The sequence below is a fragment of the Vreelandella azerica genome (assembly GCF_013112225.1).
In the GTDB taxonomy this organism is placed as follows: domain Bacteria; phylum Pseudomonadota; class Gammaproteobacteria; order Pseudomonadales; family Halomonadaceae; genus Vreelandella; species Vreelandella azerica.
Window position 1 is genome coordinate 1 of the sequence record NZ_JABFHI010000007.1, and the last position, 25,803, is coordinate 25,803.

The 25,803-nt window shown below is 56.8% G+C and carries 26 protein-coding genes, 5 tRNA genes and 4 pseudogenes; 17 read left to right on the forward strand and 18 right to left on the reverse strand.

The genetic code is table 11. From position 1 onward, the window contains the following. Nucleotides 1–577 precede the first annotated feature (577 nt). Nucleotides 578–823 carry a hypothetical protein gene (locus tag HLB35_RS14230; RefSeq protein ID WP_171703096.1) on the reverse strand — a complete coding sequence of 82 codons (246 nt, stop codon included), beginning with the start codon at nt 821–823 and terminating at the stop codon, nt 578–580. A gap of 799 nt (nt 824–1,622) precedes the next feature. Here HLB35_RS14230 and HLB35_RS17935 point away from each other — a divergent pair. The 5 genes and pseudogenes from HLB35_RS17935 to HLB35_RS17530 all read left to right on the forward strand — a co-directional run bounded on the left by HLB35_RS17935 (nt 1,623) and on the right by HLB35_RS17530 (nt 3,811). Beyond that, nucleotides 1,623–1,877, forward strand: coding sequence for an efflux RND transporter permease subunit (locus tag HLB35_RS17935; RefSeq protein WP_268895929.1), 255 nt, complete (start codon nt 1,623–1,625; stop codon nt 1,875–1,877). After that, nucleotides 1,853–2,284 (forward strand): annotated as a pseudogene (locus tag HLB35_RS17515) (efflux RND transporter permease subunit). The gene HLB35_RS17935 and the pseudogene HLB35_RS17515 overlap by 25 nt, the downstream one beginning before the upstream one ends. A gap of 149 nt (nt 2,285–2,433) precedes the next feature. Next, nucleotides 2,434–2,634, forward strand: coding sequence for a hypothetical protein (locus HLB35_RS17520; protein ID WP_235937236.1), 201 nt, complete (start codon nt 2,434–2,436; stop codon nt 2,632–2,634). Between the two features lie 355 nt (nt 2,635–2,989). Then, the gene (locus HLB35_RS17525; RefSeq protein WP_235937237.1) at nt 2,990–3,133 is read left to right on the forward strand and encodes a hypothetical protein; all 144 of its coding nucleotides are present in this window, start codon (nt 2,990–2,992) and stop codon (nt 3,131–3,133) included. A gap of 63 nt (nt 3,134–3,196) precedes the next feature. Next, nucleotides 3,197–3,811 carry an efflux RND transporter permease subunit gene (locus HLB35_RS17530; protein WP_235937250.1) on the forward strand — a complete coding sequence of 205 codons (615 nt, stop codon included), beginning with the start codon at nt 3,197–3,199 and terminating at the stop codon, nt 3,809–3,811. A gap of 140 nt (nt 3,812–3,951) precedes the next feature. Here the strand turns inward: HLB35_RS17530 and HLB35_RS14240 are convergent, their stop codons facing one another. Next, a complete protein-coding gene (locus tag HLB35_RS14240; protein WP_328732107.1) occupies nt 3,952–4,314 on the reverse strand; it encodes a DUF3617 domain-containing protein in 363 nt (120 codons plus the stop codon). A gap of 126 nt (nt 4,315–4,440) precedes the next feature. On the opposite strand from HLB35_RS14240, the gene HLB35_RS14245 reads away from it, so the two are divergent. After that, nucleotides 4,441–4,650, forward strand: a complete 210-nt coding sequence (locus HLB35_RS14245) for a zinc ribbon domain-containing protein (RefSeq protein WP_171702761.1) — start codon at nt 4,441–4,443, stop codon at nt 4,648–4,650. A 10-nt stretch (nt 4,651–4,660) separates the two neighbouring features. On the opposite strand, the gene HLB35_RS14250 is transcribed toward HLB35_RS14245, so the two are convergent. The 11 genes and pseudogenes from HLB35_RS14250 to HLB35_RS19000 all read right to left on the reverse strand — a co-directional run bounded on the left by HLB35_RS14250 (nt 4,661) and on the right by HLB35_RS19000 (nt 13,513). Beyond that, nucleotides 4,661–5,503: an ABC transporter permease subunit gene (locus HLB35_RS14250; protein WP_171702762.1), complete on the reverse strand. Its 843-nt coding sequence runs from the start codon at nt 5,501–5,503 to the stop codon at nt 4,661–4,663. After that, entirely contained in the window at nt 5,500–6,405 is a 906-nt protein-coding gene (locus tag HLB35_RS14255) for an ABC transporter permease subunit (RefSeq protein ID WP_171702763.1), read from the reverse strand. Before HLB35_RS14255 ends, HLB35_RS14250 begins: the two co-directional genes overlap by 4 nt. A 14-nt stretch (nt 6,406–6,419) precedes the next feature. Next, a pseudogene (locus HLB35_RS14260) lies at nt 6,420–7,599 on the reverse strand (ABC transporter ATP-binding protein). A 135-nt stretch (nt 7,600–7,734) separates the two neighbouring features. Then, nucleotides 7,735–8,838, reverse strand: coding sequence for a polyamine ABC transporter substrate-binding protein (locus HLB35_RS14265; RefSeq protein ID WP_171702764.1), 1,104 nt, complete (start codon nt 8,836–8,838; stop codon nt 7,735–7,737). 121 nt (nt 8,839–8,959) lie between these two features. Continuing rightward, entirely contained in the window at nt 8,960–9,712 is a 753-nt protein-coding gene (locus tag HLB35_RS14270) for a HesA/MoeB/ThiF family protein (protein ID WP_171703097.1), read from the reverse strand. 26 nt (nt 9,713–9,738) lie between these two features. Then, nucleotides 9,739–10,242, reverse strand: a complete 504-nt coding sequence (locus HLB35_RS14275; RefSeq protein WP_171703098.1) for a winged helix-turn-helix transcriptional regulator — start codon at nt 10,240–10,242, stop codon at nt 9,739–9,741. Nucleotides 10,243–10,262: 20 nt separating this feature from the next. Next, on the reverse strand, nt 10,263–11,120 hold the full coding sequence (gene prmC, locus HLB35_RS14280) for a peptide chain release factor N(5)-glutamine methyltransferase (protein WP_171703099.1): 858 nt from the start codon (nt 11,118–11,120) through the stop codon (nt 10,263–10,265). Then, entirely contained in the window at nt 11,117–12,208 is a 1,092-nt protein-coding gene (gene prfA / locus HLB35_RS14285) for a peptide chain release factor 1 (RefSeq protein WP_171703100.1), read from the reverse strand. The genes prmC and prfA overlap by 4 nt, the downstream gene beginning before the upstream one ends. Continuing rightward, entirely contained in the window at nt 12,205–12,657 is a 453-nt protein-coding gene (locus tag HLB35_RS18990) for a glutamyl-tRNA reductase (protein ID WP_422822467.1), read from the reverse strand. Before HLB35_RS18990 ends, prfA begins: the two co-directional genes overlap by 4 nt. 6 nt (nt 12,658–12,663) lie before the next feature. After that, nucleotides 12,664–13,007: pseudogene (locus HLB35_RS18995) on the reverse strand (NAD(P)-binding domain-containing protein); the annotation flags it as partial. 2 nt (nt 13,008–13,009) lie between these two features. Further along, nucleotides 13,010–13,513, reverse strand: a complete 504-nt coding sequence (locus HLB35_RS19000; protein WP_422822465.1) for a glutamyl-tRNA reductase — start codon at nt 13,511–13,513, stop codon at nt 13,010–13,012. Nucleotides 13,514–13,764: 251 nt separating this feature from the next. Here HLB35_RS19000 and HLB35_RS14295 point away from each other — a divergent pair, with 251 nt between their 5' ends. The 10 genes from HLB35_RS14295 to HLB35_RS14335 all read left to right on the forward strand — a co-directional run bounded on the left by HLB35_RS14295 (nt 13,765) and on the right by HLB35_RS14335 (nt 21,064). Then, complete coding sequence (locus HLB35_RS14295) at nt 13,765–15,453, forward strand: tetratricopeptide repeat protein (RefSeq protein WP_235937238.1); 1,689 nt, start codon at nt 13,765–13,767, stop codon at nt 15,451–15,453. Between the two features lie 156 nt (nt 15,454–15,609). Then, nucleotides 15,610–16,188 (forward strand): lipoprotein insertase outer membrane protein LolB, encoded by a 579-nt coding sequence (lolB, locus tag HLB35_RS14300; RefSeq protein WP_422822468.1) that lies wholly within the window; start codon nt 15,610–15,612, stop codon nt 16,186–16,188. An 81-nt stretch (nt 16,189–16,269) separates the two neighbouring features. Beyond that, a complete protein-coding gene (locus HLB35_RS17535) occupies nt 16,270–16,620 on the forward strand; it encodes a 4-(cytidine 5'-diphospho)-2-C-methyl-D-erythritol kinase (protein ID WP_235937239.1) in 351 nt (116 codons plus the stop codon). Further along, nucleotides 16,509–17,072 (forward strand): 4-(cytidine 5'-diphospho)-2-C-methyl-D-erythritol kinase, encoded by a 564-nt coding sequence (gene ispE, locus HLB35_RS14305; RefSeq protein ID WP_235937240.1) that lies wholly within the window; start codon nt 16,509–16,511, stop codon nt 17,070–17,072. The genes HLB35_RS17535 and ispE overlap by 112 nt, the downstream gene beginning before the upstream one ends. Nucleotides 17,073–17,152: 80 nt before the next feature. After that, nucleotides 17,153–17,227: transfer RNA gene (locus HLB35_RS14310), tRNA-Gln, on the forward strand. 58 nt (nt 17,228–17,285) lie between these two features. Then, nucleotides 17,286–18,227 carry a ribose-phosphate pyrophosphokinase gene (locus HLB35_RS14315; protein WP_171703103.1) on the forward strand — a complete coding sequence of 314 codons (942 nt, stop codon included), beginning with the start codon at nt 17,286–17,288 and terminating at the stop codon, nt 18,225–18,227. A gap of 109 nt (nt 18,228–18,336) precedes the next feature. Beyond that, complete coding sequence (locus tag HLB35_RS14320) at nt 18,337–18,990, forward strand: 50S ribosomal protein L25/general stress protein Ctc (RefSeq protein ID WP_171703104.1); 654 nt, start codon at nt 18,337–18,339, stop codon at nt 18,988–18,990. 118 nt (nt 18,991–19,108) lie between these two features. Next, nucleotides 19,109–19,702, forward strand: a complete 594-nt coding sequence (gene pth / locus HLB35_RS14325) for an aminoacyl-tRNA hydrolase (RefSeq protein WP_171703105.1) — start codon at nt 19,109–19,111, stop codon at nt 19,700–19,702. Nucleotides 19,703–19,817: 115 nt separating this feature from the next. After that, nucleotides 19,818–20,909 carry a redox-regulated ATPase YchF gene (gene ychF / locus HLB35_RS14330; protein ID WP_171703106.1) on the forward strand — a complete coding sequence of 364 codons (1,092 nt, stop codon included), beginning with the start codon at nt 19,818–19,820 and terminating at the stop codon, nt 20,907–20,909. Nucleotides 20,910–20,987: 78 nt separating this feature from the next. Beyond that, nucleotides 20,988–21,064 (forward strand) — tRNA-Met (locus HLB35_RS14335). A 73-nt stretch (nt 21,065–21,137) separates the two neighbouring features. On the opposite strand, the pseudogene HLB35_RS14340 reads toward HLB35_RS14335, so the two are convergent. Beyond that, nucleotides 21,138–22,456, reverse strand: a pseudogene (locus HLB35_RS14340) (M18 family aminopeptidase). A 224-nt stretch (nt 22,457–22,680) separates the two neighbouring features. Between HLB35_RS14340 and HLB35_RS14345 the strand changes: the two are divergent. After that, nucleotides 22,681–24,774: a carboxy terminal-processing peptidase gene (locus HLB35_RS14345; RefSeq protein ID WP_171703107.1), complete on the forward strand. Its 2,094-nt coding sequence runs from the start codon at nt 22,681–22,683 to the stop codon at nt 24,772–24,774. 106 nt (nt 24,775–24,880) lie between these two features. Here the strand turns inward: HLB35_RS14345 and HLB35_RS14350 are convergent, their stop codons facing one another. The 4 genes from HLB35_RS14350 to HLB35_RS14365 form a co-directional block, all read right to left on the reverse strand. Continuing rightward, nucleotides 24,881–25,222, reverse strand: a complete 342-nt coding sequence (locus HLB35_RS14350) for a metalloregulator ArsR/SmtB family transcription factor (protein ID WP_171703160.1) — start codon at nt 25,220–25,222, stop codon at nt 24,881–24,883. 149 nt (nt 25,223–25,371) lie between these two features. Next, nucleotides 25,372–25,447 (reverse strand) — tRNA-Asn (locus tag HLB35_RS14355). Between the two features lie 25 nt (nt 25,448–25,472). Continuing rightward, a tRNA-Asn gene (locus HLB35_RS14360) sits at nt 25,473–25,548 on the reverse strand. Between the two features lie 74 nt (nt 25,549–25,622). After that, nucleotides 25,623–25,698, reverse strand: a tRNA-Asn gene (locus tag HLB35_RS14365). Nucleotides 25,699–25,803 lie beyond the last annotated feature (105 nt).

The following is a 25,803-nucleotide window of genomic DNA, read 5'->3' on the forward strand; positions in this document are numbered from 1 at the left end:
ACACAGTGATAACATGCCTTCGGCGAGGCGCTGGACGTTTCTGAATCGCTTGGCGACGCCGGTGAACAGTTTGAACAGCGATTTATGCCATCCCGACCAATAATGAAAGTCAATGCATCAAAGCCGAAAGAATTGATATGCGATTTTGCTTGTTGATATTGTTAGCAGCCAAAAGCTAACGTCGATTTAAAGCTTGAAAATTTAGAAGATAAAGTTAGAGAAGCCACCATCGAAATGCAGTGGCAGAAATATTGCATGAGTGATGCAGCATGTTAGTGGCTCCTTCCTGGGAAGCTGGTTGTTCAAAGGACAGATGGCCTGCGAACCAGTGTGCCAGGCAGGCACCGGCAACCACAAAGAGAGTAATGCCACCTGCCATACCCCTGGGCCGGTAGAACAGCGGTATGGCGGGTGATGGCAGTTGGTTTAGCCGGCGTCAGGCGTGCAGTGGAGCGTCGAACAGCGCGTCTCTGATTGGCTTCGGTCGCGCATGATTGCGACTCATCAGGGGACACAGCCTAAGTCAAAGATCACCCAGAGACTGCGGGCGTATTCTCGGTGTCAGTGGACCAGCATATCAGCAGGCGGGCATCTTGTTGGGCACCGCCCGGCAGCAGAGAACACCGCGCGCGCTCAGGTCGTCGCCATTGGTCACATGTCTGAGCCGGCAGGCAAGCCGATTCAGTTGGCAGATAGTAAAGCCAATCGGCAGCAAGGCGGCAGTCATCGGCCAGGCCGGGCGTGCGGAATTGCCGCCGAAGAGCGTACCGGGATTTCCCGCACACTCAGCCAAGAACACATCAAAGGTCTCTCGCGTCGTCATCTGACGCGGGGTGGCTGTACTTTAGCATGGTATTGCCGCTTGGCCGTCAGGCATATCGATATCTGCCCCTGAGTTGAGCAGCTGACTTTCCTCGAAATCGCCGTTACCCTGTCAGTTTTGGTTGTCGCTCACATGCAACAGGCCAGGCCGCTGCTCTGTACCGTACAACACCGGCTTTTCAGCTTCAGCCCCGTCGTGACAGGCCGGGAAAGTTTCCGATGCCGGGTCTCGCTACCTGCAGATGGGCCAGTGCTACGCCGGCGAGGCGGACGATGATCGTCGCCACATTGCCAGTCGGGCGTGCTGCGGCTGACGCCGTTATCGCGAAGCTATCCATGTACATGGCAGGAACAGTCGTGCCAGCATTTATCGCACACGACACCAGCTTCACCGCCGATAGGCGGCGTGCAGTAATTCAGAGTCGCGGCTCCGGCGGAGGCGCTACCGGCGCCGAGGATGACGCCGTCGCCGGCAAACGGGCTATCAGCAGGCCAGGCCCCGAGAACAGACCCCGCGCAGCTGGCAGGAAAACATCGGTCAGCAAATAGAGTCGCCGCCGCGGGCGAACAAAGGCGCGATTAATCTCTCGTCAGCAGACGATGGATTTTCCAGCTATAATATCAACATCAGTCGATGGCTGACACAAAGTAGGTTGCAGACAGCCAGGCAGTAATCAAGGCACAACCGTGATCGCCGGAGCGTGCGGCGGGCCGGGATGTTGCCTGGCACACCAGGCCTATGACATTAGCGTTTCGATGATGCATCAGTGCCCGCATATCATCCGGCAGGGCAGGCTGAGATGGAACGCCTTCAGGCCACCCTGCCGGATGATATGTCACTTAGCCTGAACTTTGATGCATCGGTGTTTGTATCCGGTGCCATCAAGGAGGTAATGATCACCCTATTTGTGTCCATGGGCCTGGTGGTGATCGTGATCTTTGCCTTTCTGGGTAACATCCGTACCACTTTTATCCCGGCGATCACGGTTCCCATTGCCTTGATTGGCACCTTTGCCGCCCTCTGGCAGTCATGGGGTTCACGATCAATCTGCTAACCCTACTCGCACTGGTATTAGCCATCGGCCTGATCGTTGATGATGCGATTGTAGTACTGGAAAATATCCATCGACATGCAGGAATACGGTGAGACCCTCTAGTCGCTGCCTTTCGTGGTTCGCGCCAGATTGCCTTTGCGGTTGTGGCGACGACTCTGGTACTGATTGCCGTCTTTGTACCTTTAAGCTTCCTGCAGGGGACATTGGCCGCCTGTTCTCGGATTCGCCCCTCACCCTGGCCGCCGCCGTGGCGCATATCCAGCGTGCTGGCGCTGACCCTGACGCCGATGATGGCGTCGAAAATCCTCAGCGCCGATATGCACGAAAGCCCTATTGCCAGAGCCATTCACGCGACTCTGGATGCAGCACGCCGCACCTATCGGCGTATGTTGACAGGGGCGTATTAACCCTGCGCTGGCTGGTGGTCGTGGCTTTTTGCGCTGGTGGGCGCCATGCTATGGCTCAACGAACAGCTGCCCAATGAATATACCCTCAGGAGGATCGTGGTAACTTTTTTGTCATCGTTAATGGTCCACCTGGCGCGACCTATTCCTATATGCTCGATTACATGGATGAAATCGAAGCGCGCATGCTACCCATGTTGGACGATGGCGAGGTCGAGCGGGTGCTGGTGCGGGCACCCGCGGCTGGGGCAATATTGAAAATTTCAATGGCGGTTTCGTCATCGTCAACCTCGCCGATTGGGATGAGCGGCGTAGCGCCTGGCCCATCATGCAGGAGGTCCGTGAGTTGCTGAGTGACTTACCCGGCATCAGAGCTTTCCCGGTAATGCGACAGGGCTTTGGCGGCAGAACGGAAAAGCCGGTCCAGTTTGTACTGGCGGGGGTACCTATGAGCAGCTTGCCGAGTGGCGCGACACCCTGATTGCGCATATTGAAGACGACAACCCAAAACTGACCAGAATTGACAGCGATTTCGAGGGAAAGTCAGCCTCAGCTCAGGGTAGATATCGACTATACACGGGCAGCTGCGCTGGGCGTCACTATCACCGAAATTGGTCGCACCCTAGAAACTCTGCTCGGCGGGCGCAGCGTTTACCCGCTATGTAGATGACGGCCAGGAATATGATGTGATTCTTGAAGCTGAAAGTGGTGCCAATCCAAGTCCTACGCTCGGCGCGTTCAGGCGAGCTGATTCCGCATTTGCCACGTGACCTGGTTACCCTGACCGACTTTGCCGGCCCCAGTAACCTCAACCGCTTCAATCGCTTGCGTGCCGTCACCATAGCGAGCTGATCTGGTGGATGGCTACCCGCTGGGTGAAGCGCTGGAATACCTTAATAATGCCGTCAGCGAGTACTGCCTGCCGAGGCTCAGACAGATGTCAAAGGGGCTTCCCGGGATTATCAGGAAGCCAGTGGCGCGACAACCTTCCTGCTGGCCCTGGGCGTACTGGTGGTCTTCCTAGTACTCGCCGGGCAGTTTGAAAGCTTCGTCCACCCTTTCGTGATCATGCTGACAGTTCCACTGGCGATTAGCGGGGCGCTGTTTGCCCTATACCTCACCGGGCAGTCGCTGAACATCTATAGCCAGGTGGGGTTGGTCATGTTGATTGGTCTTGCGGCCAAGAACGGCATCCTGATTGTGGAATTCACCAATCAGTTGCGCGACCAGGGCTTTGAATTCAGAGACGCGCTGATTGACGCTTCCACCACGCGCCTGCGGCCGATACTGATGACTGCCATCACCACCATGGCGGGCGCCATACCGCTGATTATTTCTACCGGCCCAGGGGCTGAATCGCGCCTGGTGATCGGTACTGTCATTATGGCGGGGGTTGGCGCGGCGACACTATTTACTCTCTTTGTGGTGCCGGTTGCCTATGACCTGCTGGCACGCCGCACCAGTTCACCCAAGGCCATCAGCCATCAGCTGGAGCGCGAACTGGCCAGCTCCCAGGAAGGGAACCACTAACATGCCATAAGCAAAACACCGCCCCACTTTTCAGTGGGGCGGTGTTTTCAGAGGGGCGTAACAAGGTTCAGTCAGACTAGCAGTCGCCGAGGCGCTCACCTTCGATGCGCGTTTTCATGGTCATGGCGCCCATGGGCGATTCAGCCACGATATCCACGTCGCCCTCGATCTGTTCGCCCATAAAGCGCATTTTCACCCTCGATGGTGGCTTCTCCACCATCAGCGCGGCAAATCATACTGTAGGTCAAACCGTCGGCGTTCATGGTCTGATCAAGCAGCTCGCAATCTTGCTCTTCTTCAATAAACCCAAAATCAGCGCTATCAAGTTCTTCCTGGCTGATGCATTGGCGCTCGGTATTGGTCTGGTCAGGAATATCAACGTCTGCGATCACTTCAGTCACGCTGACAAACTCCCATTCACCTGGCGTCACATTAGGCGATTCCGCCTGGGCCGCCAAAGGGAGCGTCAAAGCCGCTGCGGCCAAAAAGATACGAAAAGACATGTTATCCTCACTGTGTTAAATGATGTTAGTAAGTCATCGTAACCGATTCGGCGTCAAGATGCGCCCCCGCCATCATCGTTGGCTATACTTCTATCCAAGCCTGTCCCAACTATCCAAGGAGGCCTTATGGTCGATGATGCGCTAATCTCGTATGAGATTGACTGCCCTTACTGCGCCACACCCATGACACTTTTGATTGATGCCTCTCAAGGTAGCCACACCACCTGGGAAGATTGCCAGCGATGCTGCGCTCCCATCCAGCTGGAGGTAACCGTATCCCCGGTTTCCGGCGAACTTGAACAGATACGCTACGGGCGCGATGACGACGTGCTTTAATCGCACGGAGTTATTGGCTTTCAGCTTCCTGCAGCGCCAGACGACGTTTTTTCTCCTTGCGATGCATCAACCACCAGGCAATCAGGGTCGCCACCGATACTGCCAGGATAATTAAGGTAGCCAGGGCGTTAATTTTCGGGGATACCCCCATGCGTACCGATGAAAACACCACCATGGGCAGCGTATTGGCACCCGGGCCGGACACGAAGCTTGCAATCACCAGGTCATCCAGCGACAGGGTAAACGCCAGCAGCCAGCCTGCCGCCAGGGCAGGTGAGATGACCGGCAGAGTAACGGTAAAGAAGGTTTTCAGCGGCGGCGAGCCCAGATCCATCGCCGCCTCTTCAATCGAACGGTCAATTTCACGCAGACGGGCTGCGACTACCACCGCCACATAGGCGCTACAGAAGGTAGTGTGAGCGATCCAAATGGTGGCCATCCCGCGATCCGTCGGCCAACCAATCAGCTGGGCCATCTGCACAAACAGCAGCAACAGCGAAAGCCCGGTAATCACTTCCGGCATCACCAGAGGCGCCGTGACCATACTGGAAAGCGCTGTTTTGCCGCGAAACTTGCCAAAGCGCGTCATTACAAAGGCTGCGACTGTTCCCAGACATACCGCCATGCTGGCCGCCAGGAAAGCAATCCGCAGGCTCGTCCACACTGCCGAGAGAATCTGCCTGTCAGCAAACAGCTCGCCATACCACTTGGGCGAAAACCCGGCCCAGACGGTCACCAGTTGGGATTCATTGAATGAATACACCACCAGCACCCCCATGGGCAGGTACAGAAAAAGCAACCCCAACACCAGCATGACGGTCGTAAAGTCCGGGCGTCTATATAGCAGCCTCATTTTTCCAACTCCCGCGACTGGTAGCGATGAAACATGACAATCGGAATCAGCAGCAGCAACAGCATCACCATCGCCAGGGCGGAGGCAACAGGCCAATCACGGTTGAGGAAGAACTCTTCCCACAGCACCTTGCCGATCATTAGCGTATCCGGGCCGCCCAACAGCTCAGGAATCACAAACTCCCCTACCGCAGGAATGAATACCAGCATGGAGCCGGCAATAATGCCGCCAGTTGAAAGCGGCAGCGTAATCTTGATGAAGGTGTTAAATTTACGCGACCCTAGGTCAGAAGCGGCTTCCAGTAACGCATTGTCCAGCCGGGCAAGGTGGGCATAGAGCGGCAACACCATAAACGGCAGATAGGCGTAAACGATGCCGATAATCACCGCCAGCTGGGTATTCATCATTTGCAGCGGGGTTTCAATCACGCCCAACCACAGCAAGGTGTTATTGATCAGGCCTGAGTTACTCAAGATCCCCATCCAGGCATACACACGGATCAGAAAAGACGTCCAGGACGGCAGCATGACCAGCAGCAGCAGAATCAGCTGCCAGCGCGCGGAAGCACGTGCCATGGCGTAGGCCATGGGGTAACCCAGCAACAGACACGCCAGGGTGGCCACAAAGGCTGTCTTGATCGAGCCCCAGTAGGCCGCGATATAAAGTGAGTCACTGAGCAGAAAAAGATAATTGCCCAGATTGAGGAAAACCTGCAGCGTCTGATCAGCATATTCGACCAGCGGGCCATAAGGAGGAATACTGATCGCCGCTTCGGATAGGCTGATTTTCAACACCAGCGCGAAGGGCATCAGAAAAAACAGCGTCAGCCACACAAGCGGCAGCGCAATGACCGCACGACGCCCCAGTTTTAACCGCTTGAGCCAGGTTTTGATTGGCTGCATGCCGTTGCTCCTCCCTAGCGGTTCAACACAATCGGGCTGTGGTCTTCCCAATAGACGTAGACAGCGTCTTCCCAGGTAGGACGGTCACCGCGACGCTTGGTATTGGCCATGCTGACCTTGATCAGCTGGCCCAGATGAGTGCGGATGTAATACAGCGAAAAACCGCCCAGGTAGGCAATGTCTTCTACCACGCCCTGCTCCCAGTTGTAGTCACCTTCGGGCTTATCGCGGGTCAGCCAGATCTTTTCCGGTCGCAGCGCTGCCCACACCCGCAGGTTGTCTGCCTGGGTGGTAATCCCATGATCTATAAACACGGGCCGCTCAAGCACGGGTGAATCAATCCGGCAATGGTCAGCCGCATCCATGGCAATCTCACCTTCGAACATATTTACCGTGCCGACAAACTCAGCAACCATACGGCTTGCTGGGCTTTCGTAGATATCCACCGGCGATCCCACCTGTTCAATCCAGCCATCGCTCATAATCGCCACGCGATCCGCCATGGTCATGGCTTCTTCCTGATCGTGGGTAACCATGATGCAGGTCACCCCGACCTGCTCAATGATTTCCACCACTTCCAGCTGCATTTCAGTGCGCAGCTTTTTATCCAGCGCCCCCATGGGTTCATCCAGCAGCAACAGCTTGGGGCGCTTGGCTAACGAACGCGCCAGCGCCACCCGCTGGCGCTGGCCGCCGGAAAGCTGGTGGGGTTTGCGCTTGGCAAAGCGCTGCATATGAACCAGCTTGAGCATGTGCGCTACGCGTTCATCCACCTCCTGCTTGGGCAAGCGATCCTGCTTCAGGCCGAAGGCAATATTCTGGGCAACGCTGAGATGCGGGAATAGTGCATAGGACTGGAACATCATGTTGATCGGGCGCTTGTGCGGCGGCATCTGGGTAATGTCCGTGCCATCCAGCACGATGCGCCCTTCACTGGGTGCTTCAAACCCGGCCAGCATGCGCAGCAGGGTCGATTTTCCAGACCCGGAGCCCCCAGCAAGGCAAAGATCTCCCCCGTTTGACCTGCAGATTGACATCATCCACCGCCACGGCATCATCAAAACGCTTGCTGAGCCGGTTGACCTTAAGGACGATATCTTCACGAAAGCGCGGCGCTTTGCCCGGCGCACGCTGGGCGGCTGGAGACGTGTTCGTTAATCCCGCACTTTCGTCCGGCAAGGGTGTTGTGGCCATGCCTACTCCCCAATCGTGCCATCCAGGCCAAGCCAGCATGGCACTCAAACTGAAAGCGGGCTTTTCAGCCCGCCGCGATCGACATCAGAGATAACAGCACCCAGGAAACAAATATCCGAGGTGACGCATGACAGATTAACGCCCGGATTTCACCCGGTTCCAGATACGCGTACGCGCACGCTGAACGTCCTGCGGTTTTTCAGCAATGACATACAGGTTTTCCATCACCTCGTCGCTGGGGTAAATCGCACGGTCGTTAAGAATGTCTTCCGGCAGGAATTCATCCGCTGCCGCATTGGGGTTGGCGTAGCGGACATACTCGGTAATTTCTGCGGCAATCTCGGGTTCGAGAATAAAGTTGATAAAGGCGTGGGCATTGCCAGGATTAGGCGCATCCGCCGGCACCGCCATCATGTCGAACCACAGCTCGGCGCCTTCCTTGGGGATGGAGTAGGCAATGGTAAAGTCACGACCGGCTTCTTCGGCGCGATCCGCCGCCTGGAAGACATCACCGGAATAACCAGCAGCCACACAGATATTGCCGTTTGCCAGGTCAGATACATAGCGGGAGGAGTGGAAGTAGGTCATGTTGTCACGCACGGAAGCAATCAGATCTCCTGCTGCCTGCAGGTCGTCCATGTCATTGCTGTGCGGGTCAAGACCCAGGTAGGCCAGCGCCGGTGTCAGCATTTCAGAGCCGGAATCCAGCATTGAAAGCCCGCAGCCCGCCTCGGCCAACTGGGTGGTAATATCGGCATCGAACAACAGCGCCCAGCTATCCAGCGGCGCATCGTCGCCAAGAATCTCGGTCACCCGATCCCGGTTATAGCCAATCCCGTTGGTGCCCCACATATACGGCACTGAGTAACGGCTGCCTTCATCGACCACATCAAGGTTCTGCAACAGCTGGCTATCAAGGTTATCCAGATTGGGCAGTTTGTCGTGATCCAGTTCCTGATAGACACCTGCCTTGATCTGACGGGTCAGGAAGTAGGTAGAGGGAACCACGACGTCATAACCTGAGCGCCCTGACAGCAGGGCAGCATCCAGCACTTCGTTGCTGTCAAACACGTCGTAGACAACGTCGATACCGGTCTGCTCGGTAAATTTATCCAATGTTTCCGGGGCAATGTAGTCTGACCAGTTGTACACCCGTACTTCATTAGCCTGGGCGGTGGCTGCCGCTGTGGCCAAGGTGGCGGCCACAACGGCTGCGGAAAGTTTTTGTAGATTACCCATCAAGACATCTCCTCTTGTGTCTCTTGTGTTCCGTGATGACCGCCAGATTCTGCGATGCTCTTATCCCTATCGCAAGTTTATGGCCAAAAATTCTCATGTTGGATACGTCAGGCAGACATGCTCAACGATTGCCACACGCCGGGCAGGCCGGATCGCGCGGCACCTGGAAATGGCGCCATTGGCCGCTCAGGCCATCAAAGGTGGCCAGGCCCTGGTGGGCACGGCCCGCGCCACTCAACAACTTGAACGCCTCCACCGCCTGAAAGCAGCCGATCAGCCCGACCAAGGGCGCCATCACGCCGCTTTCGGCACAGGAAAGTGCTTCGTCGCCGCTGCCGTCGTCCGGATAAAGACAGGCGTAGCAGGGGCTATCGGGCAAACGTGGGTCAAATACCGCCAGCTGACCGGAAAAACGGATAGCCGCCCCGGAAACAAGCGGCACACCGGCGGCCAGGCAGGCAGTGTTGATTGCGTAGCGGCTGGAAAAGCGGTCGGTGCAGTCCAGCACCACATCGGCTGAGGCGGCCAGCGCCGCCAACCGCTGCCTATCAGCATGTTCTTCCAGCGCCACGATCTGGCAGCCGGGGTTGACCGCCTGGGCACTTTGCGCCGCTGAAGCCGCCTTGTTGCGCCCCAGATCCGCCTGTTGATGGGCAATCTGACGCTGCAGGTTGGAAAGCTCAACCACATCCGCATCGACAATCGTTAACCTGCCGACGCCAGCCGCGGCGAGGTAGAGCGCCACGGGCGAGCCCAGGCCACCGGCGCCGATAATCAGCGCATGGGCGTCATTCAGCCGTTGCTGACCGTCGACCTCCACTTCCGGCAGCATGATCTGGCGGCTGTAACGTAATAGGGCCTGGTCATCCATCATCCTGGCGAACTCCTCTCCACAGGGCTTTAGTGCTTATCATCAAGCTCCTCAAGCTCGGGTATATGCAGGCTGAAGCTTTCTTTGACTTCTTCCATCACCACATAGCTCTTGGATTCCTTCACGCCCGGCAAGGTCAGCACCACATCGCCCAGCAGCTGACGATAAGCGGACATTTCCGGAATGCGACATTTCAGGATGTAGTCAAACTGACCGGACACCAGATGGCATTCCTGAATTTGCGGCAACTGCTCAACAGCGCGTCGAAATTCGTCAAACACTGCCGGTGACTGGGTTTCCAGGCTGATTTCAACAAACACCAGAAGATTGGCCTTCAACGCCTGAGGGTCGAGCAGGGCCTGATAGCCACGAATAATCCCCGAGCGTTCCAGGCGCTTGACCCGTTCCAGGCAGGGCGTGGTAGAAAGGCCAACTTCAGCGGCCAGATCAACATAGGAAATGCGCGCGTTTTCCTGTAGGCAGCGCAAAATCTTGAGATCAATACGGTCCAGCGTTCTGTTTTTTGATTTCATGGCAAGGTCCAATAAAGGCATCACGGCGATGTCATAAAGCAGCCAAGCGTAACCCGTTCCTGGCCTGCCAGGTCACACAGGCTTTCAACGTTTTCATAACCGGCACTTATGAATGCCTGACGCACGGCAGCTGCCTGGGTATAGCCATGCTCCAGCAGCAGATAGCCTTCCGGGTGCAGAAACCCTTGCGCAGATTTGATCAGATGGTGAAGGTCGGCCATGCCCTGCTCAGCCGCCACCAGCGCTGAACGCGGCTCGAAACGCACATCGCCCTGCTCAAGGTGAGGGTCGTTTTCGGCAATATAGGGAGGGTTAGCCACAATCAGATCAAAGCGGGCAGGTGCGGCTGTGCTGGCCAGTGCAGTAAACCAGTGGCTGCACACAAAGGTGGCGTTGGCGATACCCAGCCGTCGGGCATTGCCTTCGGCCAGTTCAACCGCCTCATGGCGGATATCCACGCCCACCACCTGCCAGCCGGGGCGCTCACTGGCAAAGGCCAGCGCAATGGCGCCGGTGCCAGTGCCCATATCAAGCAACGCGCCTAACCCATGAGGCGCGCGCAGCAGGGCGGCTTCCACCAGGGTCTCGGTATCCGGGCGAGGAATCAATGTCTGGCGGGAAGTTGCCAACGCAAGCCCCCAGAACTCACGTTCTCCGGTCAGATAAGCGATAGGCTGCCCTTGTGCACGGGCAGCGACCAAGGCCGCAAAACGCGCCTGGTTCCAGGTATCACACGTCTGATCTCCCCAGGTGTACAGCCAGGTGCGTTCACGCCCCAGGCAATGGGCCAATAGCACTTCGGCATCCAGGCGGGGCGAAACCGACCCTGCGGCGCTCAGGCGCAGGCTTGCCTCAATCAGCAGCGCATCCAGGGTCATTCGCCACCCTGTAGGGCCGAGAGCTGTTCAGCCTGGTATTCATGAATCAAGGGGTCAATCACATCGTCGAGCTGCTCGCCGCTGATCACTTCATTCAACTTGTAAAGCGTCAGGTTAATACGGTGGTCAGTAATCCGCCCCTGAGGATAGTTATAGGTACGGATACGTTCACTGCGATCACCGGAGCCAACCAGTGAACGGCGCTCATCGGCCTGGGACTGACGCTGGGCGTCCTCGGCGCTCTGCTTGAGCCGCGCCGCTAGCAGCGACATGGCCTTGGCGCGGTTTTTGTGCTGGCTGCGCTCTTCCTGACACTCCACCACAACGCCAGTGGGCAGGTGGGTAATACGAATGGCAGAATCCGTGGTGTTGACGTGCTGCCCACCTGCCCCACTGGAGCGGAAGGTATCCACACGCAAATCGGCCGAATTGATATTGATATCGCCGACATCATCCACTTCCGGCATGACCGCCACGGTACAGGCAGACGTGTGGATGCGCCCCTGGGATTCCGTTGCAGGCACACGTTGAACTCGGTGTGCGCCGGATTCAAACTTCAGGTTAGCGTAGACGCTATCCCCCTTGATACGCGAAATGATTTCCTTGTAGCCGCCCATTTCACCGTGACTGGCGCTGATCACCTCAACCTTCCAGCCGCGTTTTTCAGCATAGCGGGCGTACATCCGAAACAGATCGCCCGCAAACAGTGCGGCTTCATCGCCCCCTGTGCCTGCACGAATTTCCAGAAACACGCCGCGGCCGTCGTCCGGATCTTTGGGCACCAGCAGACGCTTGAGCTCAATTTCAAGCGCCTCCAGCTTGTCACGCCCTTCATACAGCTCCATTTCCGCCAGCTCACGCATGTCAGCGTCGCTGTCGCGCATCAGCTGTTCGGCAGCGTCGATATCACCTTCGATATCACGGTAGCGCTGCCAATGGGACACCAGGGCTTCCAGCTCAGAATACTCACGCGAATAATCGCGGAAGCGCTGCTGATCGTGAATCACATCAGGCTCTGATAACAGCAGCGACAGCTCTTCAAAACGTTCTACAAAACTATCCAGACGTTGGCGCAGCGATTCTTTCATGCGGGTGAATTATCCTTCTGGCGGCGCTTGGCGGCAGGTGGGGTTTCAAAAGCGGCTTTGGCCGGCAGCAATAAACGCGGTGCAGCGGCCAGCAGGGCATGCTCCTCGACAGAGGCAGCATCACGGATCGACTGGGTCGGCTGGTGCATCAAGCGATTGGCCAGCTGATGGGCCAGACGCTCAACCACAGCAGCAGGGTCTTCACCGCGGGCCAGGCGTTCCAGCGCCTGATCCCGTGTCATATCACGCAGTGATTCACCGTGCTGGCGATATTCACGAATCAGGTGGCCGCCAAGACGCACCCGGCGTTCATGCTGCCAGCTACTGACACCGTGTTCGATCAACGATTCGGCCTGATCTGCCGCCACCTGACGATGGCGACGATTTTCCTCAATCACTTCTTCCAGATCGTCCACGGTATACAGAAATACATCCGCGAGTTCGCCCACTTCTGGCTCGATATCCCGTGGTACGGCTATATCCACCATGAAGACAGGGCGGTGACGACGTTTCTTCAGGGCGCGCTCCATCATGCCCTTACCCACAATCGGCAAGGGCGCGGCGGTGGAGGAAATCACAATATCAGCGTGTTCCAGCGCATCGGGAATTTCCGACAGCGTGATGGCACTGCCTCCAAGCGCAGCCGAACCCCCTCAGCCCGCTCGCGGGTGCGGTTGGCGACGGTCAGCTGGCGCACCCCGGCTTCACTCAAGTGGCGGGCCACCAGCTCAATGGTTTCGCCCGCACCAATGAGCAGCGCCCGTGAACGGCTGAAATCATCAAAGATGCGGCTGGCCATGCTCACCGCTGCATAGGCCACCGAAACCGGGTTCTTACCGATCCCGGTTTCGGTGCGCACCTGTTTGGCGACGGCAAAAGTGTGTTGAAACAGGCGCTCAAGTTCGCCCCCAACCCACGCGCATCGCGCGCCTGCTGGTAGGCATCTTTGAGCTGGCCCAGAATCTGCGGTTCACCCAGCACCATGGAATCCAGCCCCACGGCCACGCGCATCAAATGACGCGCTGCATCACCATCCAGATAATGATAGGCGCAGCGCGCCAGTTCATCGACATGCAGGTTGTGAAAGCGTCCTAGCCATTTAAGTACGGTTTGCTCGCCAGCAGCGTCTGTCACACAGTAGAGCTCGGTGCGATTGCACGTCGATAACACCGCCGCCTCACTAATTTGTGGCAGACTACGCAATTCCTCCAGCGCACGTTCAAGCTGCGCCGGCGTGAAAGCGACCTGCTCGCGCACGGCAACCGTGGCGGTACGATGATTAATTCCCAAGGCAAGAAGCGTCATGCGTTGTGCGTCTTCGCTAGTGTGTCGGTCTGAAACGTGAGATGGATGCTTGCTGATGCAAAATATTGAGGCAATGATTCTAGCACAATCCACCCTCAACAGGCCCATACCACTTTGCCATCTTCCTGCAAGCCGCTATGCTGGACATCCGGCCAACGAATCGAGGGATGCATGCCACGCTTAAGTGCTGTTCAACACACCCCATTTCCCGCCATGGCCATTGTTCTTATAACAATGCTGATGCTGGGAGGTTGTCAGCTGGTCGCCACCCCGTCCAGCTCGTCTTCTTTACCGTGACCGATGACGACCCATTGCAAAACGCGCCGCCTATCACCCAAGGCCTTGATGCTGAAGGCCTAAGCCTGTTGCTTGGCGCCGAACTGGCTGCTCAGCGTGGCGACTACCAGCGGGCAAGCCAGGGCTACCTGGATGCCACCCAGCGCTATCCTGTCGCTGCTCTGGCCGAACGCGCCACCTTTACTGCGCGTTACAGTGATGCCCCCGAGCTTCTGCTCACCGCTACCCGCCGCTGGCAGGCACTGGCCCCAGATACCACTGCGCCGAACCGTTTGCTGGCCGCTATTGCCCTGCAGCAAGGGCAGTGGGTTGAAAGCCTTGAACAGCGCCTGGCCATTACCCAGGCGGGAGAAGACACCGACCTGACCGCTCTTGCGGAATTTGCCATCGCTGAAAACGGCCCTCTTCCTGACCTGCTTGAGCGCCTGCGCGCCTATGTATCCACACAGGACGCCGCAAGCCTGCAAAGCGATCCTCTGATTGCGACCGCCCTGCTAGAAATCGCCTTGGGCGATACCCATGCGGCTGAAGCCAATCTGCAGGCCGCCAGGGCACAGGGTGGCAATGGCCGCACACTGTGGTTGGCCGTTGCGCGCCTGGGGCTGGAAACCCAAAACTACACAAAGGCACGTCAGGCCGCCCGTCAGGGGCTTGCCGATAACCCGGAAGATGTCCGCTTCATTCTGTTGCTGGCTCAAGCGGAAATTCGCCTGGGAAATATCGACGCTGCACAGCAACAAACCGATCAGCTGCTTGAAAATCATCAAGGCGGTGATGAACTGCGCCTGGCGCTCTCCCAGCTTTATCTGGATGAAGGCTATCCCGAACCCGCTCAACAATTGCTGCAACCTTTTATAGGCCAACCGCAAAACCCGGATCGTGTCTATATTCTGCTGGGCGAAATCGCCCTGGCCGAGCAGGAAATTGATAACGCCCTGCTTTATTTCCGCCAGGTTGGCGAAGGTGATGACTTCATCCCTGCCCGTGCCCGAGCGGCTGGCATGTTGATCGACAACCAGCGCCTTCTGGATGCCCGGGCGTTTCTGCGCATTGAGCGCATGGCGCATGATGAGTATTACAACAGCCTGTTGACGCTGGAAATACAGCTGCTTGATGAATATGGCCAGAGCCAGGAAGCCGACCAGCTGCTTGACCGCGAACTGGCCCGCACGCCGGATGACAGCACCTTGTTATATCAACGCGCCATGCGAGCCTGGGAAGCCGGTGACCTGGAGCAGATGGAAGCAGACCTCAAGCGTCTGCTGGCCAATGAGCCGGACAATGCCAATGCATTGAACGCCCTAGGCTATACGCTGGCAGATAAAAACCTTGATGGACGCCTTGACGAAGCCCAGCGTCTGATTGAACGTGCCTACGAACTGGCGCCCAATGACCCTGCCGTACTGGATAGCATGGGCTGGGTCTATTACCGCCAGGGCCAACCTCAACGCGCACTTGACTGGCTAGAGCGCGCTTTTGCGGCCATGCCAGATCAGGAAATAGCCGCTCATCTGGCTGAAGTACTGCATGCACTAGGCCGCAGCGAAGAAGCCCGTGAACTAATCGACGCCCTGATGCGTCAGACCAGCGAGCACCCTGCTATTGATGAACTGTTGGAGCGGCTGCCCAGCCTGGCACCCTGATATTTACACCATAGGGCTTACACTACTGGGCTTACCTCGCTGATTTGTCCACACGCTCTCTGCCCACACGCTACTTTTTTGAATGGAGTCAAGATGCCTACCCTCGCCATCCCGCACATCCTGCGCCGCTTTTCACCCAGCGGCTTCACCACCATCATGCTGTCGCTTGCCCTGCTCACTGGTTGCGCCACATCAACACCTGTCGATGATGGCAGCCGCCAGTCCGGCCAGTGGGAATCCCAGCAAGCATCACTGGAGGCCCTGGAAACCTGGAAGCTGGCCGGCAAGGCAGGCTTGCGCTCCCCTGAAGAAAACACCAGCGCCAACCTCGACTGGAACCAGTACCCGCATTACTTTCGCCTGCTGGTCAGCGGCCCCTTTGGTGGTGGGCGCACCGTACTTGAAGGCCGCGAAGGACGCTTCAACCTGACCAACAACGAAGGACGCTTTGAAGCTGAATCCCCCGAAGCCTTGATGGAAAAGCAGCTGGGCTGGTCGCTGCCCGTCAGTGCCATGCCCTTCTGGGTGCGTGGCCTGCCGGATGAAGAGCGTAGTTATCAGCTCGAAACCGACGAACTTGGCTTCCCCAGCCACCTGACCCAGGACGGCTGGACGATTGACTATCGCGACTGGGAACGCGTCGATAACCTCTGGCTGCCCCGCCGTCTGGTCATGGAGTATGACGAGGTGAGAATTACCCTGGTGATCAATCAATGGCAACCGGATAGCCAATAAGGGCCCCAGCATGCAAGTATCTCCCCAGCAGCTGCCGCACACACTCTGAGGCTCCCCGCCCCGGCCAAGCTTAATCGGCTATTGAATATTGTTGGCCAGCGTGCGGATGGCTATCACGAGTTACAGACCCTGTTCCAGCTGATTGACCTGTGCGATACGCTGACTTTCACGCTGCGCCAGGATGGCCAGCTGGTACTGCGCGATGATCTTGATGACATCGCCAGCGAGGACAATCTGGTGATGCGCGCCGCCCGTCTGTTACAAGACACCACGGGCTGCCCCCTTGGCGCTACCCTGGCCATTGAAGAAAAACACTGCCCATGGGAGGTGGCCTGGGAGGCGGTAGCTCAAACGCCGCCACCACCCTGGTCGGCCTTAACCAGCTGTGGCAACTCGGCCTTTCTCCTGATCAGCTTGCCGAGCTGGGTTTGAGGCTGGGCGCCGATGTGCCAGTCTTCATACATGGCACCAGCGCCTGGGCAGAAGGGGTTGGCGAACGGCTCACCCCGGTCACTCTGGATACGCCCTGGTTTGTGGTCATTCACCCCGGGGTCAGCGTTTCAACGCCTGAGGTGTTCAAGGATCCACAATTGACACGCAACACGCCGCCTATTACCATGGCGCGCGCATTGCAGGGGGAGCGTCGTCATGGCGCAATGACTGTGAAGCCGTGGTTACTCGGGCTTATCCGCCAATTGCGGCAGCCATCGAGTGGCTTGGAGGCTTCGCAGACACGTTTGACCGGCACGGGCGCCTGTATTTTTGCCGGTTTTACGCACCAGGCAGAGGCGGCTGATGTTGCCAACAAGGCACTTGAGCATTGGCCCGCTTGGGTAGCTAAAGGGCTGAATCGCTCTCCTCTCCATGTTGCTCTGGGTGACTGAACGCACCCTGTGCTGAATCTGGCACTGATATTGCTGATACCGGTCGAATGATTTCTGGCCAGTCAAGCAGTTCATCCTGCTGGGGTATCGCCAAGTGGTAAGGCACCGGTTTTTGGTATCGGCATTCCCAGGTTCGAATCCTGGTACCCCAGCCAACTCAGCATTAAATGGCGTTCTCTCCCACGAATCTCAACACTGCAAAGGTGGCTGCGCGTGTCAAAATTGATGGTTTTCGCCGGGAACGCCAATCCCGAGCTCGCTCGTAAGGTTGCTGACAGCCTTGACAGCCGCATGGGGAATGCGACAGTAGGACAGTTCAGCGACGGTGAAATCGCGGTTGAAATCAACGAAAACGTGCGCGGTAAGGATGCTTTCATCCTGCAGTCTACCTGTGCACCGACCAATGACAACCTGATGGAAATGATCCTGATGGTGGATGCCCTGCGCCGCGCTTCGGCAACGCGTATCACGGCGGTAATGCCCTACTTTGGCTACGCCCGTCAGGATCGCCGGGTACGCTCCGCTCGGGTTCCCATCTCGGCCAAGGTCGTGGCTGACATGATGGTCAAAGCGGGCGTGGATCGCGTCATGACCATGGATCTACACGCCGACCAGATTCAGGGGTTCTTCGACGTGCCAGTCGACAACGTCTACGGCTCACCCATCCTGCTTGATGACATCGAACGCCAGAATTACAGCGATCTCGTAGTTGTCTCACCGGATGTGGGCGGCGTTGTACGCGCCCGTGCCATCGCCAAGCAGCTGAATGCTGATCTGGCGATTATTGACAAGCGTCGTCCCCAGGCCAATCAGGCCCAGGTCATGCACATCATTGGCGAAATTGAAGGTCGCACCTGTGTCGTCGTTGACGACATGATTGATACAGCGGGAACGTTGTGCAAAGCTGGTGAGGCCCTTAAAGACCACGGCGCCAAGCGCGTGGTCGCCTACGCGACTCACCCCATTCTTTCCGGACCGGCGGTCGACAACATCGTCAATTCCGTGCTGGATGAAGTGGTAGTGACCGACACTATCCCGCTTTCAGATACCGCACGCCGCAGCGGTCGCATCCGCCAGCTCAGCGTTGCCGGCCTGATTGCGGAAGCCATTCGTCGGGTGAGTAACGAAGAATCTGTCAGCGCCATGTTCCACTGATGTGAGCATCAGCGCCTGACATACACGGCTCTATTGCAGAGCTTCTGGGAACGCTGTCGTCTGGTCGCGGGCGGCAGCGTTTCCTTACTTTAACCAAGAGGCAACAAACATGTCCGATTTTATCCTTAACGCCGATATTCGCCACGACCTGGGGAAAGGTGCGAGCCGCCGCCTGCGTCGTGCGAATCAGCAGGTTCCTGCCGTTGTATACGGTGGCACTCAGGAGCCGCAGTCGATTTCGGTTGAAAAAACCGCTTTTTACAAAGCTATCGAAGATGAGTCCTTCTTCTCTTCAGTCATCACGCTAGTGATTGAAGGCAAGAAGCAGCAGGTCGTTGTGCGTGACCTGCAGCGCCATCCGTTCAAGCCCCTGCTGACTCACGCTGACTTCCTGCGCGTTGATGCTACCCATGAAATCACCATGAACGTGCCGCTGCACGTGGCTGGCGAAGACACTTGTGTAGGCATCAAGGATCAGGACGGCGAACTCCACGTCCTGGCCAACGAAGTGGCCATCAGCTGCCTGCCGAAGGACCTGCCTGACTACCTGGAAATTGACATTTCCGCGGTTGAGGTTGGCACGACGCTGCACCTGTCTGACCTGACCCTGCCAGCGGGCGTTACTTCTGTTGATCTGTCCCACGGCGAAGATCACGATAACGCCATCCTTAGCGTTACCAAGATGAAAGTCCGTGGTAGCGATGATGATGATGAAGAAAGCGACAGCGAAGGTGAAAGCACTGAAGGCGATAACGCTGAATAAGCGCTTGCTGGGGCCATGCCCACCATGGCCCCTTTTCAGTATCATGATCAAGCGCCTCTGGCGCTTGATTTTTTTTGCCGTCTGGACAGCCCCCACCTAACGCTATGAGGTACTAAGGATGAGCCACGTATCGGCCTTGATCGGCCTGGGCAACCCTGGCCCCGAGTATGCTGCCACGCGCCACAATGCAGGCGCCTGGGCAGTCGAAGCAGTGGCCCGTGCGGCCAACGCCCAACTGCGCCCGGATAAGAAGTTTCTCGGCCTTTATGCCAAGGTCAACTTTTCTGGCCATACGCTACACCTGCTTAATCCAACGACCTTTATGAACCGCAGTGGCGCTTCAGTAGCCGCTCTCTGTCAGTTTTTCAAGCTTTCACCTGAACAGCTTCTGATTGCCCATGACGAACTCGACCTGCCTGCCGGGCAGGCGCGCTACAAGACCGGCGGTGGCCACGGCGGCCACAACGGCTTGCGCGATATTATCAGTGCCCTGGGCAATCAAAAGCAGTTTCACCGTTTACGTATTGGCGTTGGCCATCCGGGTAGCGCCAACCAGGTCGTCAACTACGTGCTGGGGCGCCCGGGTAAAAGCGAGCAATTAGCCATTGAACAAGCGCTTGATGAATGCCTGGCCACCCTGCCGCTGGCGCTTGGCGGTGATTGGGCCAATGCCATGAATCGCCAGCATCGTTTTTCGGCGGTACCCGAATGACGCCTTGATGGCAGGCGCTGCTTAGCGTATTCAGCGATGTCGCGTAGAATGCCTGGCAAACCGTCTTATTGACTGCTTTTCAACTTACTTCATCGAACACTTTCAGGAAACACTCATGGGCTTTAACTGCGGTATCGTCGGCCTGCCGAACGTCGGCAAATCCACCTTGTTCAATGCGCTTACCAAATCTGGCATTGATGCAGAAAACTTCCCGTTCTGCACCATTGAGCCCAACGTCGGTATCGTCCCCATGCCGGACCCACGGCTCGACAAGCTCGCAGAGATTGTCAAACCCCAGAAAGTCATTCCGACGACCATGGAGTTTGTCGATATAGCAGGGCTGGTGGCAGGCGCCTCCAAAGGCGAAGGCCTGGGCAACAAGTTTCTCGCCAACATCCGTGAAACTCAGGCCATTGCCCATGTGGTGCGCTGCTTTGATAACGATAACGTCATTCACGTTGCCAACCAGATTGACCCTCGGGCCGATATTGAAACCATCAACCTTGAGCTCGCCCTGGCCGATCTGGATACGGTCGAAAAGGCCAGCCAGCGGCTGGTGCGCGTGGTAAAAGGCGGCGACAAGGATGCCATCGCCACCAAAGCCGTGCTGGACAAGATTCAGCCGCATCTGGCCGAAGGCATGCCACTGCGTAGCTTCGGGCTCAGCGATGATGAAAAGCAACAGGTCAAAAGTTTTGGCTTTCTGACCCTCAAGCCCACCATGTACATTGCCAACGTCAATGAAGACGGCTTTGATAACAACCCCTATCTTGATGTGGTCAATGACATTGCCGCTGAAGAAGGCGCCGTCGTTGTGCCGGTATGCAACCAGATCGAAGCGGAAATCGCCGAACTCGACGACGATGAACGCGCCATGTTCCTGGACGAGATCGGCATGTCCGAGCCTGGCCTTGACCGAGTCATTCGCGCCGGTTACGCCCTCTTGGGCCTGCAGACCTACTTTACCGCCGGCGTGAAAGAAGTACGCGCCTGGACAGTCAAGGAAGGTGCCAGCGCACCCGAAGCGGCGGGCGTCATTCACACCGATTTCCAGAAAGGCTTTATCCGTGCTGAAGTAATCGCCTATGACGATTTTGTCACCCTGGGTGGCGAACAGGGCGCCAAGGATGCAGGCAAATGGCGCCTGGAAGGCAAGGAATATATCGTCAAGGATGGTGATGTGATCCACTTCCGCTTCAACGTTTAGACGGCCATCCTGCCTGGCACAAGACGGAAAAGACTTGACGCCGATAGAAATGCTGAGTAATATCCGCCTCCGTTGAATGGCTACGTAGCTCAGCTGGTTAGAGCACATCACTCATAATGATGGGGTCCCCTGTTCAAATCAGGGCGTAGCCACCATATTCCAGAAAGCCCGCTGAAATTTCAGTTTACTGAAACGCAAGCGGGTTTTTTGTGTCGGCAGAAAGCGTTATCAGCTGTCGACCAGCCCCAGGTTGGCGCGGTTATAGAAGGCCGTCAGCGCCCGCACCAGATACTCTACATCCTGGCTTCCTGCGGTTTCACGAATCGAATGCATCGCCCACTGCGGTACGCCCACATCCACCGTTGGCACCCCCACCTGAGTAGCCGTAATTGGCCCGATAGTGCTCCCGCAGCCCATATCCGCACGGGTCACAAACACTTGCACCGGCACGTCGGCTTCACGGCAGAGATCGCGGAACAGCGCGCTGGTGGCACTGTTGGTGGCATAGCGCTGATTGGCATTCACCTTGATGACCGGGCCTGCATTGATCAAGGGGCCGTGCTGTTCGTCATGCTTGTCGCGAAAATTGGGGTGCAGAGCGTGGGCGTTGTCACAAGACACCATACAGGACGACTGAACCAGCTGAATCAGAGACTCCTCGCTACCGCCGCCCAGCTGGGCATTCAGGCGGCTTAACACATCGCCCAGAAACGGCCCCTGGGCACCACAGGCACTGGCACTCCCCACTTCTTCATGATCGTTGGCCACCAGGAGCGCACCTTGCTGGCCATCATTGGCAAGCAACGCCTCCAGGCCGATAAAGCACGACAGCAGATTATCCAGCCGAGCACTGGCAAGCAGCGATTGCTCAACGCCGATCAGCGACGGCGCCTGCAGATCATAAAAACTCAATTCAAAATCGACGATATCGGCGTTTTCAATCGCATGCTGTGCCTGAATCCAGGCCTGCAGCAGGCTGTTAAGGTCCTGTTGATCGTCCTGCATCAAGACCGGCGCCATCTGGGTCTGAGGGTTGATCGCGCGACCGTTGTTGGCTTCGCGATCAAGGTGGATGGCAAGGCTCGGCAGGATAGCCACCGGCTCAGCAACATCCAGTAAGACACTGGTCAGGCGCCCATCCGGCTGACGCAGATGAACCCGGCCGGCAATGCCCAAGTCACGATCGAACCAGGGCGCCAGCAAGGCGCCACCATAGACCTCAATGCCTAACTGTAACCAGCCAGCACTGCGCTGAGTCGCGTTGGGCTTCAGGCGTAGGCCGGGGCTATCGGTATGAGCGCCGACCATACGCAAGTCTTTCAGCGCTCCACCTTCAGGCAACTGGAAGGCAATGATGGATGAATCATTACGGGTCACGTAGTAACGCTTGCCTGCTTCCAGCTGCCAGCTGGCGGTTTCCTGCAGCCGCTGGTAACCCGCCGCCTCCAGGCGCAGCGCCATATTGCGGGTAGCATGCCAGGGGTTGGCGATGCTTGTAAAAACGCACACAGCCGATCCAGCAGGCCAGACTTTAAAATGTGTGACATGAAAATCCTCTTAACAACGATGAAGTAGTCTCAGCAACGCACAAGAGCTGTTACAATACTTGTCTGTTTCATGCAAGTATTCATGTAACTGTTATTGCAGCAGATAAACGACGTGGTTGGTTAACGGCCGTGATTGGCTGCATTTCGCAACTCAGCGGCAGATTGTCAGTCATATAAAGCATGCAGTCTGTACGAGTTTACACAAATCCAGGAGAGCTTGATTAATGAGCTGGTTTGCAACTCTTACGCGCTCGGTGACCTTGGCGACCGCGCTGACCTTTATAAGTCCAGCGCTATGGGCACTGGAACCTACCGATGAGCAGCGTGAAGTCGCCGTTGAAATTGCGGACTCCTTGCGCTATGGCCACTACGCTGACATTACCTTCGACGATGACTGGTCTTCAGAAGCCTTTCAGCGCTATCTGGATAACCTCGACGGCCAACGTCTGTATCTGTTGGAAAGTGATATCGCGCCTTATCGGCACCTCGAAACACAGATGGCTGATTTGATCTTCGAAGGCGATATCGATGACGCCTTTGCCTTGCACGAACGTTCCAACGAACGCCGTGAAGCTCGCCTGAACTGGCTGCTTGAGCGTATCGACGAGGGCCTGGACTATCAGTTTGACAGTGATGAGCGCCTCGAAATTGACCGTGAAGAGGCCAACTGGGCCACTGATATTAGTGAGCTTGACGCCCTGTGGGAAAAACGTCTGCAGAATGCTGCCCTGACGCTGGTACTCGCAGACCAGGACAACGAACAGATTGAGACCACGCTGCGCCAACGCTATGAAGGCCAGCTTTCGCGGGTTGAACAAACCGAAGCTGAAGATGTGTTCGGCCTGCTGATGGCAGCGGTCACCGGCACCGTAGACCCCCACACCAGCTACCTTTCACCGCGCCAGGGGGAATCCTTTGATATCCAGATGAGCCTGTCACTGGAAGGTATTGGCGCCATGCTTCAGGCCGACGGTGAATACGTCAAGGTTGCCAGCCTTGTGCCAGGCGGCCCTGCTGACCAGGCCGGTGTACTGGATCCAGCCGACCGTATTGTCGCGGTTGGCCAGGAAGACGAAGAAGATCTGGTGAATGTTATCGGCATGCGCCTGGATAACGTTGTCGACCTGATTCGCGGCCCCAAGGGCAGCGTGGTGCGTCTGGAAGTCATCCCTGCCAAAGCGGTGGATATCACTCGCACCCGCACGGTGGAAATCACCCGCGATACGGTTAAGCTCGAAGATCAGGCCGCACAAAGTGAAGTGATTGAGATTGAACGTGACGATGGGCAGCACAAAGTTGGTGTGATTACCGTTCCCACCTTCTACGTTGACTTTGAAGCCTGGCAGGCAGGCGAGGACGACTATCGCAGTACCACTCGCGATGTCGCCAAGGAAATCACTGCCCTCAAGGAAGCCGGCGTAGAAGGCATTGTGCTGGATCTACGTGACAACGGCGGCGGCGCATTACAGGAAGCCAACAGCCTGCTTGGCCTGTTTATTGATCGCGGCCCGACCGTCCAGGTACGCGACGCCAGAGGGCGCATCCAGCTATACGGCGACAGTAACGCGGGCACCCATTACGATGGTCCATTAACAGTGCTTACCAACCGCTTGTCGGCCTCTGCGTCAGAAATCTTTGCCGGCGCCATTCAGGATTATGGCCGCGGTATTGTGGTGGGCTCCCCCACCTTTGGCAAAGGCACCGTGCAGACGCTGAGCGACCTTAGCCATGGTGAAATCAAGATCACGCGCGCCAAGTTCTACCGCATTTCAGGTGACAGCACCCAGAATCGCGGCGTTGAACCGGATATTCGCTTCCCGATGGATATTGACCCGGAAAGAATCGGCGAAAGCAGCCTTGACCATGCACTGGCCTGGGATTCCGTTCAAAACGTGCAGTATCGCCGTTACGGGGAACCGGAGAACTACCTTGATACGTTGATCAATCGCTACCAAGCGCGCGCTGAAGATAACCCCAACTTCCTCTACCTTGAGCGCCAGACAGAACTGTCTCGCCAGCTGCGTGAGCAGCACACCAGCGTCAGCCTGAACCGCGAACAGCGTGAAAGAGAGATGCAGGCCCAGGAAGCCGAACAGCTTGCTCTGGAAAACCAGCGGCGCATTGCGCTTGGCGCCCAGCCATTGGAAGAATGGACCAGCGCCCAGGTAGACAGCGAGGAAGAAAATGGCAGCGAACAGGCAAAAGAAGAGGAGGAAGACGTCATGCCGGCTGAACGCGCCCAGGTGCTGGAAGCTGCTGAAATTCTTCTTGATTATGCTCAGCTGCAGACAGCACAGCGTTTAGCCAACCGGGAGTGATCAAAACGGGCTATGCGTTTTTCCTGATTTCTTCACCCTGAATACTGACCGAGGCCTCATGGCCTCGGTTTTTTATTGGCAAGCAGTGAAGGCACACCATCAGGCTCTAACAGTACGCCGCCCGACGCCCCGGACGCTCACCCATGGCCTGCAGCCGCCGGGTAAGGGTTTCCAGACGCTGACGCTCACCCTCTCGACCTGCTTCAATAATCGCCTGCCCCCAACCGGGCAGGCCAGAGGCAAGGCGGTAGTACACCCATTGGCCATCGCGTTGATCACTCAGCAGGCCACATTGGCGCAGCTGAGCCAGATGGCGAGACACCTTGGGTTGCGAGAGCTCGAGAGCGTAGGTCATTTCACACACACAAAGCTCGCCTTCCTGGGCAATCAGCAGCACCAGTGACAGACGCGTGTCGTCGCTCAGACATTTAAAGACTTGTAGCGGCATTAACGGTAATGCAGTCGTGGGATTCACAGAATCATCCAACCTTTCACAAACGGAAGCTGGCGACTAGTATAGCGAATTAGGTACTTGCAAAGGGTAGGAAGGATCAAAAAGAGAGGAAAAAGCACAGGATTAACTAGTGTAAAGTTGGTTGGCTCCCCGAACAGGACTCGAACCTGTGACCCAATGATTAACAGTCATTTGCTCTACCAACTGAGCTATCGGGGAATAACCGAAAGGACGATGTGAACGTTGGCTCCTCGAGCAGGACTCGAACCTGCGACCCAATGATTAACAGTCATTTGCTCTACCAACTGAGCTATCGAGGAACATTCAGCATCTTTAACAGTATCTGCCAGTTAGTTGATGCTAGGGCTGATAGTGTAAGTGCTTGGGTGGTGATTGGCTCCCTGAGCAGGACTCGAACCTGCGACCCAATGATTAACAGTCATTTGCTCTACCAACTGAGCTATCAGGGAACTACCTAAACACGGTGCGTAGTATACTCATACAAACGCTGTGGTCAAGTGTGGATTTATTCCAATGCTAGCCCCTGCTTTACTGTGCCCGTATAATGCTCACTC

Excerpts from the sequence above, each read along its gene's own strand:
- prfA (WP_171703100.1), bottom strand. The coding sequence starts at position 12,208 with ATGAAAGAATCGCTGCGCCAACGTCTGGATAGTTTTGTAGAACGTTTT.
- HLB35_RS14275 (WP_171703098.1), bottom strand. The coding sequence starts at position 10,242 with ATGAAATCAAAAAACAGAACGCTGGACCGTATTGATCTCAAGATTTTG.
- HLB35_RS17520 (WP_235937236.1), top strand. The coding sequence starts at position 2,434 with ATGCTCGATTACATGGATGAAATCGAAGCGCGCATGCTACCCATGTTG.
- HLB35_RS14265 (WP_171702764.1), bottom strand. The coding sequence starts at position 8,838 with ATGGGTAATCTACAAAAACTTTCCGCAGCCGTTGTGGCCGCCACCTTG.
- pth (WP_171703105.1), top strand. The coding sequence starts at position 19,109 with ATGAGCCACGTATCGGCCTTGATCGGCCTGGGCAACCCTGGCCCCGAG.
- HLB35_RS14255 (WP_171702763.1), bottom strand. The coding sequence starts at position 6,405 with ATGCAGCCAATCAAAACCTGGCTCAAGCGGTTAAAACTGGGGCGTCGT.
- HLB35_RS14245 (WP_171702761.1), top strand. The coding sequence starts at position 4,441 with ATGGTCGATGATGCGCTAATCTCGTATGAGATTGACTGCCCTTACTGC.
- lolB (WP_422822468.1), top strand. The coding sequence starts at position 15,610 with ATGCTGTCGCTTGCCCTGCTCACTGGTTGCGCCACATCAACACCTGTC.
- ychF (WP_171703106.1), top strand. The coding sequence starts at position 19,818 with ATGGGCTTTAACTGCGGTATCGTCGGCCTGCCGAACGTCGGCAAATCC.
- ispE (WP_235937240.1), top strand. The coding sequence starts at position 16,509 with ATGGGAGGTGGCCTGGGAGGCGGTAGCTCAAACGCCGCCACCACCCTG.
- HLB35_RS14240 (WP_328732107.1), bottom strand. The coding sequence starts at position 4,314 with ATGTCTTTTCGTATCTTTTTGGCCGCAGCGGCTTTGACGCTCCCTTTG.
- HLB35_RS14230 (WP_171703096.1), bottom strand. The coding sequence starts at position 823 with ATGACGACGCGAGAGACCTTTGATGTGTTCTTGGCTGAGTGTGCGGGA.
- HLB35_RS14345 (WP_171703107.1), top strand. The coding sequence starts at position 22,681 with ATGAGCTGGTTTGCAACTCTTACGCGCTCGGTGACCTTGGCGACCGCG.
- HLB35_RS17935 (WP_268895929.1), top strand. The coding sequence starts at position 1,623 with ATGGAACGCCTTCAGGCCACCCTGCCGGATGATATGTCACTTAGCCTG.
- HLB35_RS14320 (WP_171703104.1), top strand. The coding sequence starts at position 18,337 with ATGTCCGATTTTATCCTTAACGCCGATATTCGCCACGACCTGGGGAAA.
- prmC (WP_171703099.1), bottom strand. The coding sequence starts at position 11,120 with ATGACCCTGGATGCGCTGCTGATTGAGGCAAGCCTGCGCCTGAGCGCC.
- HLB35_RS14270 (WP_171703097.1), bottom strand. The coding sequence starts at position 9,712 with ATGATGGATGACCAGGCCCTATTACGTTACAGCCGCCAGATCATGCTG.
- HLB35_RS14350 (WP_171703160.1), bottom strand. The coding sequence starts at position 25,222 with ATGCCGCTACAAGTCTTTAAATGTCTGAGCGACGACACGCGTCTGTCA.
- HLB35_RS19000 (WP_422822465.1), bottom strand. The coding sequence starts at position 13,513 with ATGACGCTTCTTGCCTTGGGAATTAATCATCGTACCGCCACGGTTGCC.
- HLB35_RS14250 (WP_171702762.1), bottom strand. The coding sequence starts at position 5,503 with ATGAGGCTGCTATATAGACGCCCGGACTTTACGACCGTCATGCTGGTG.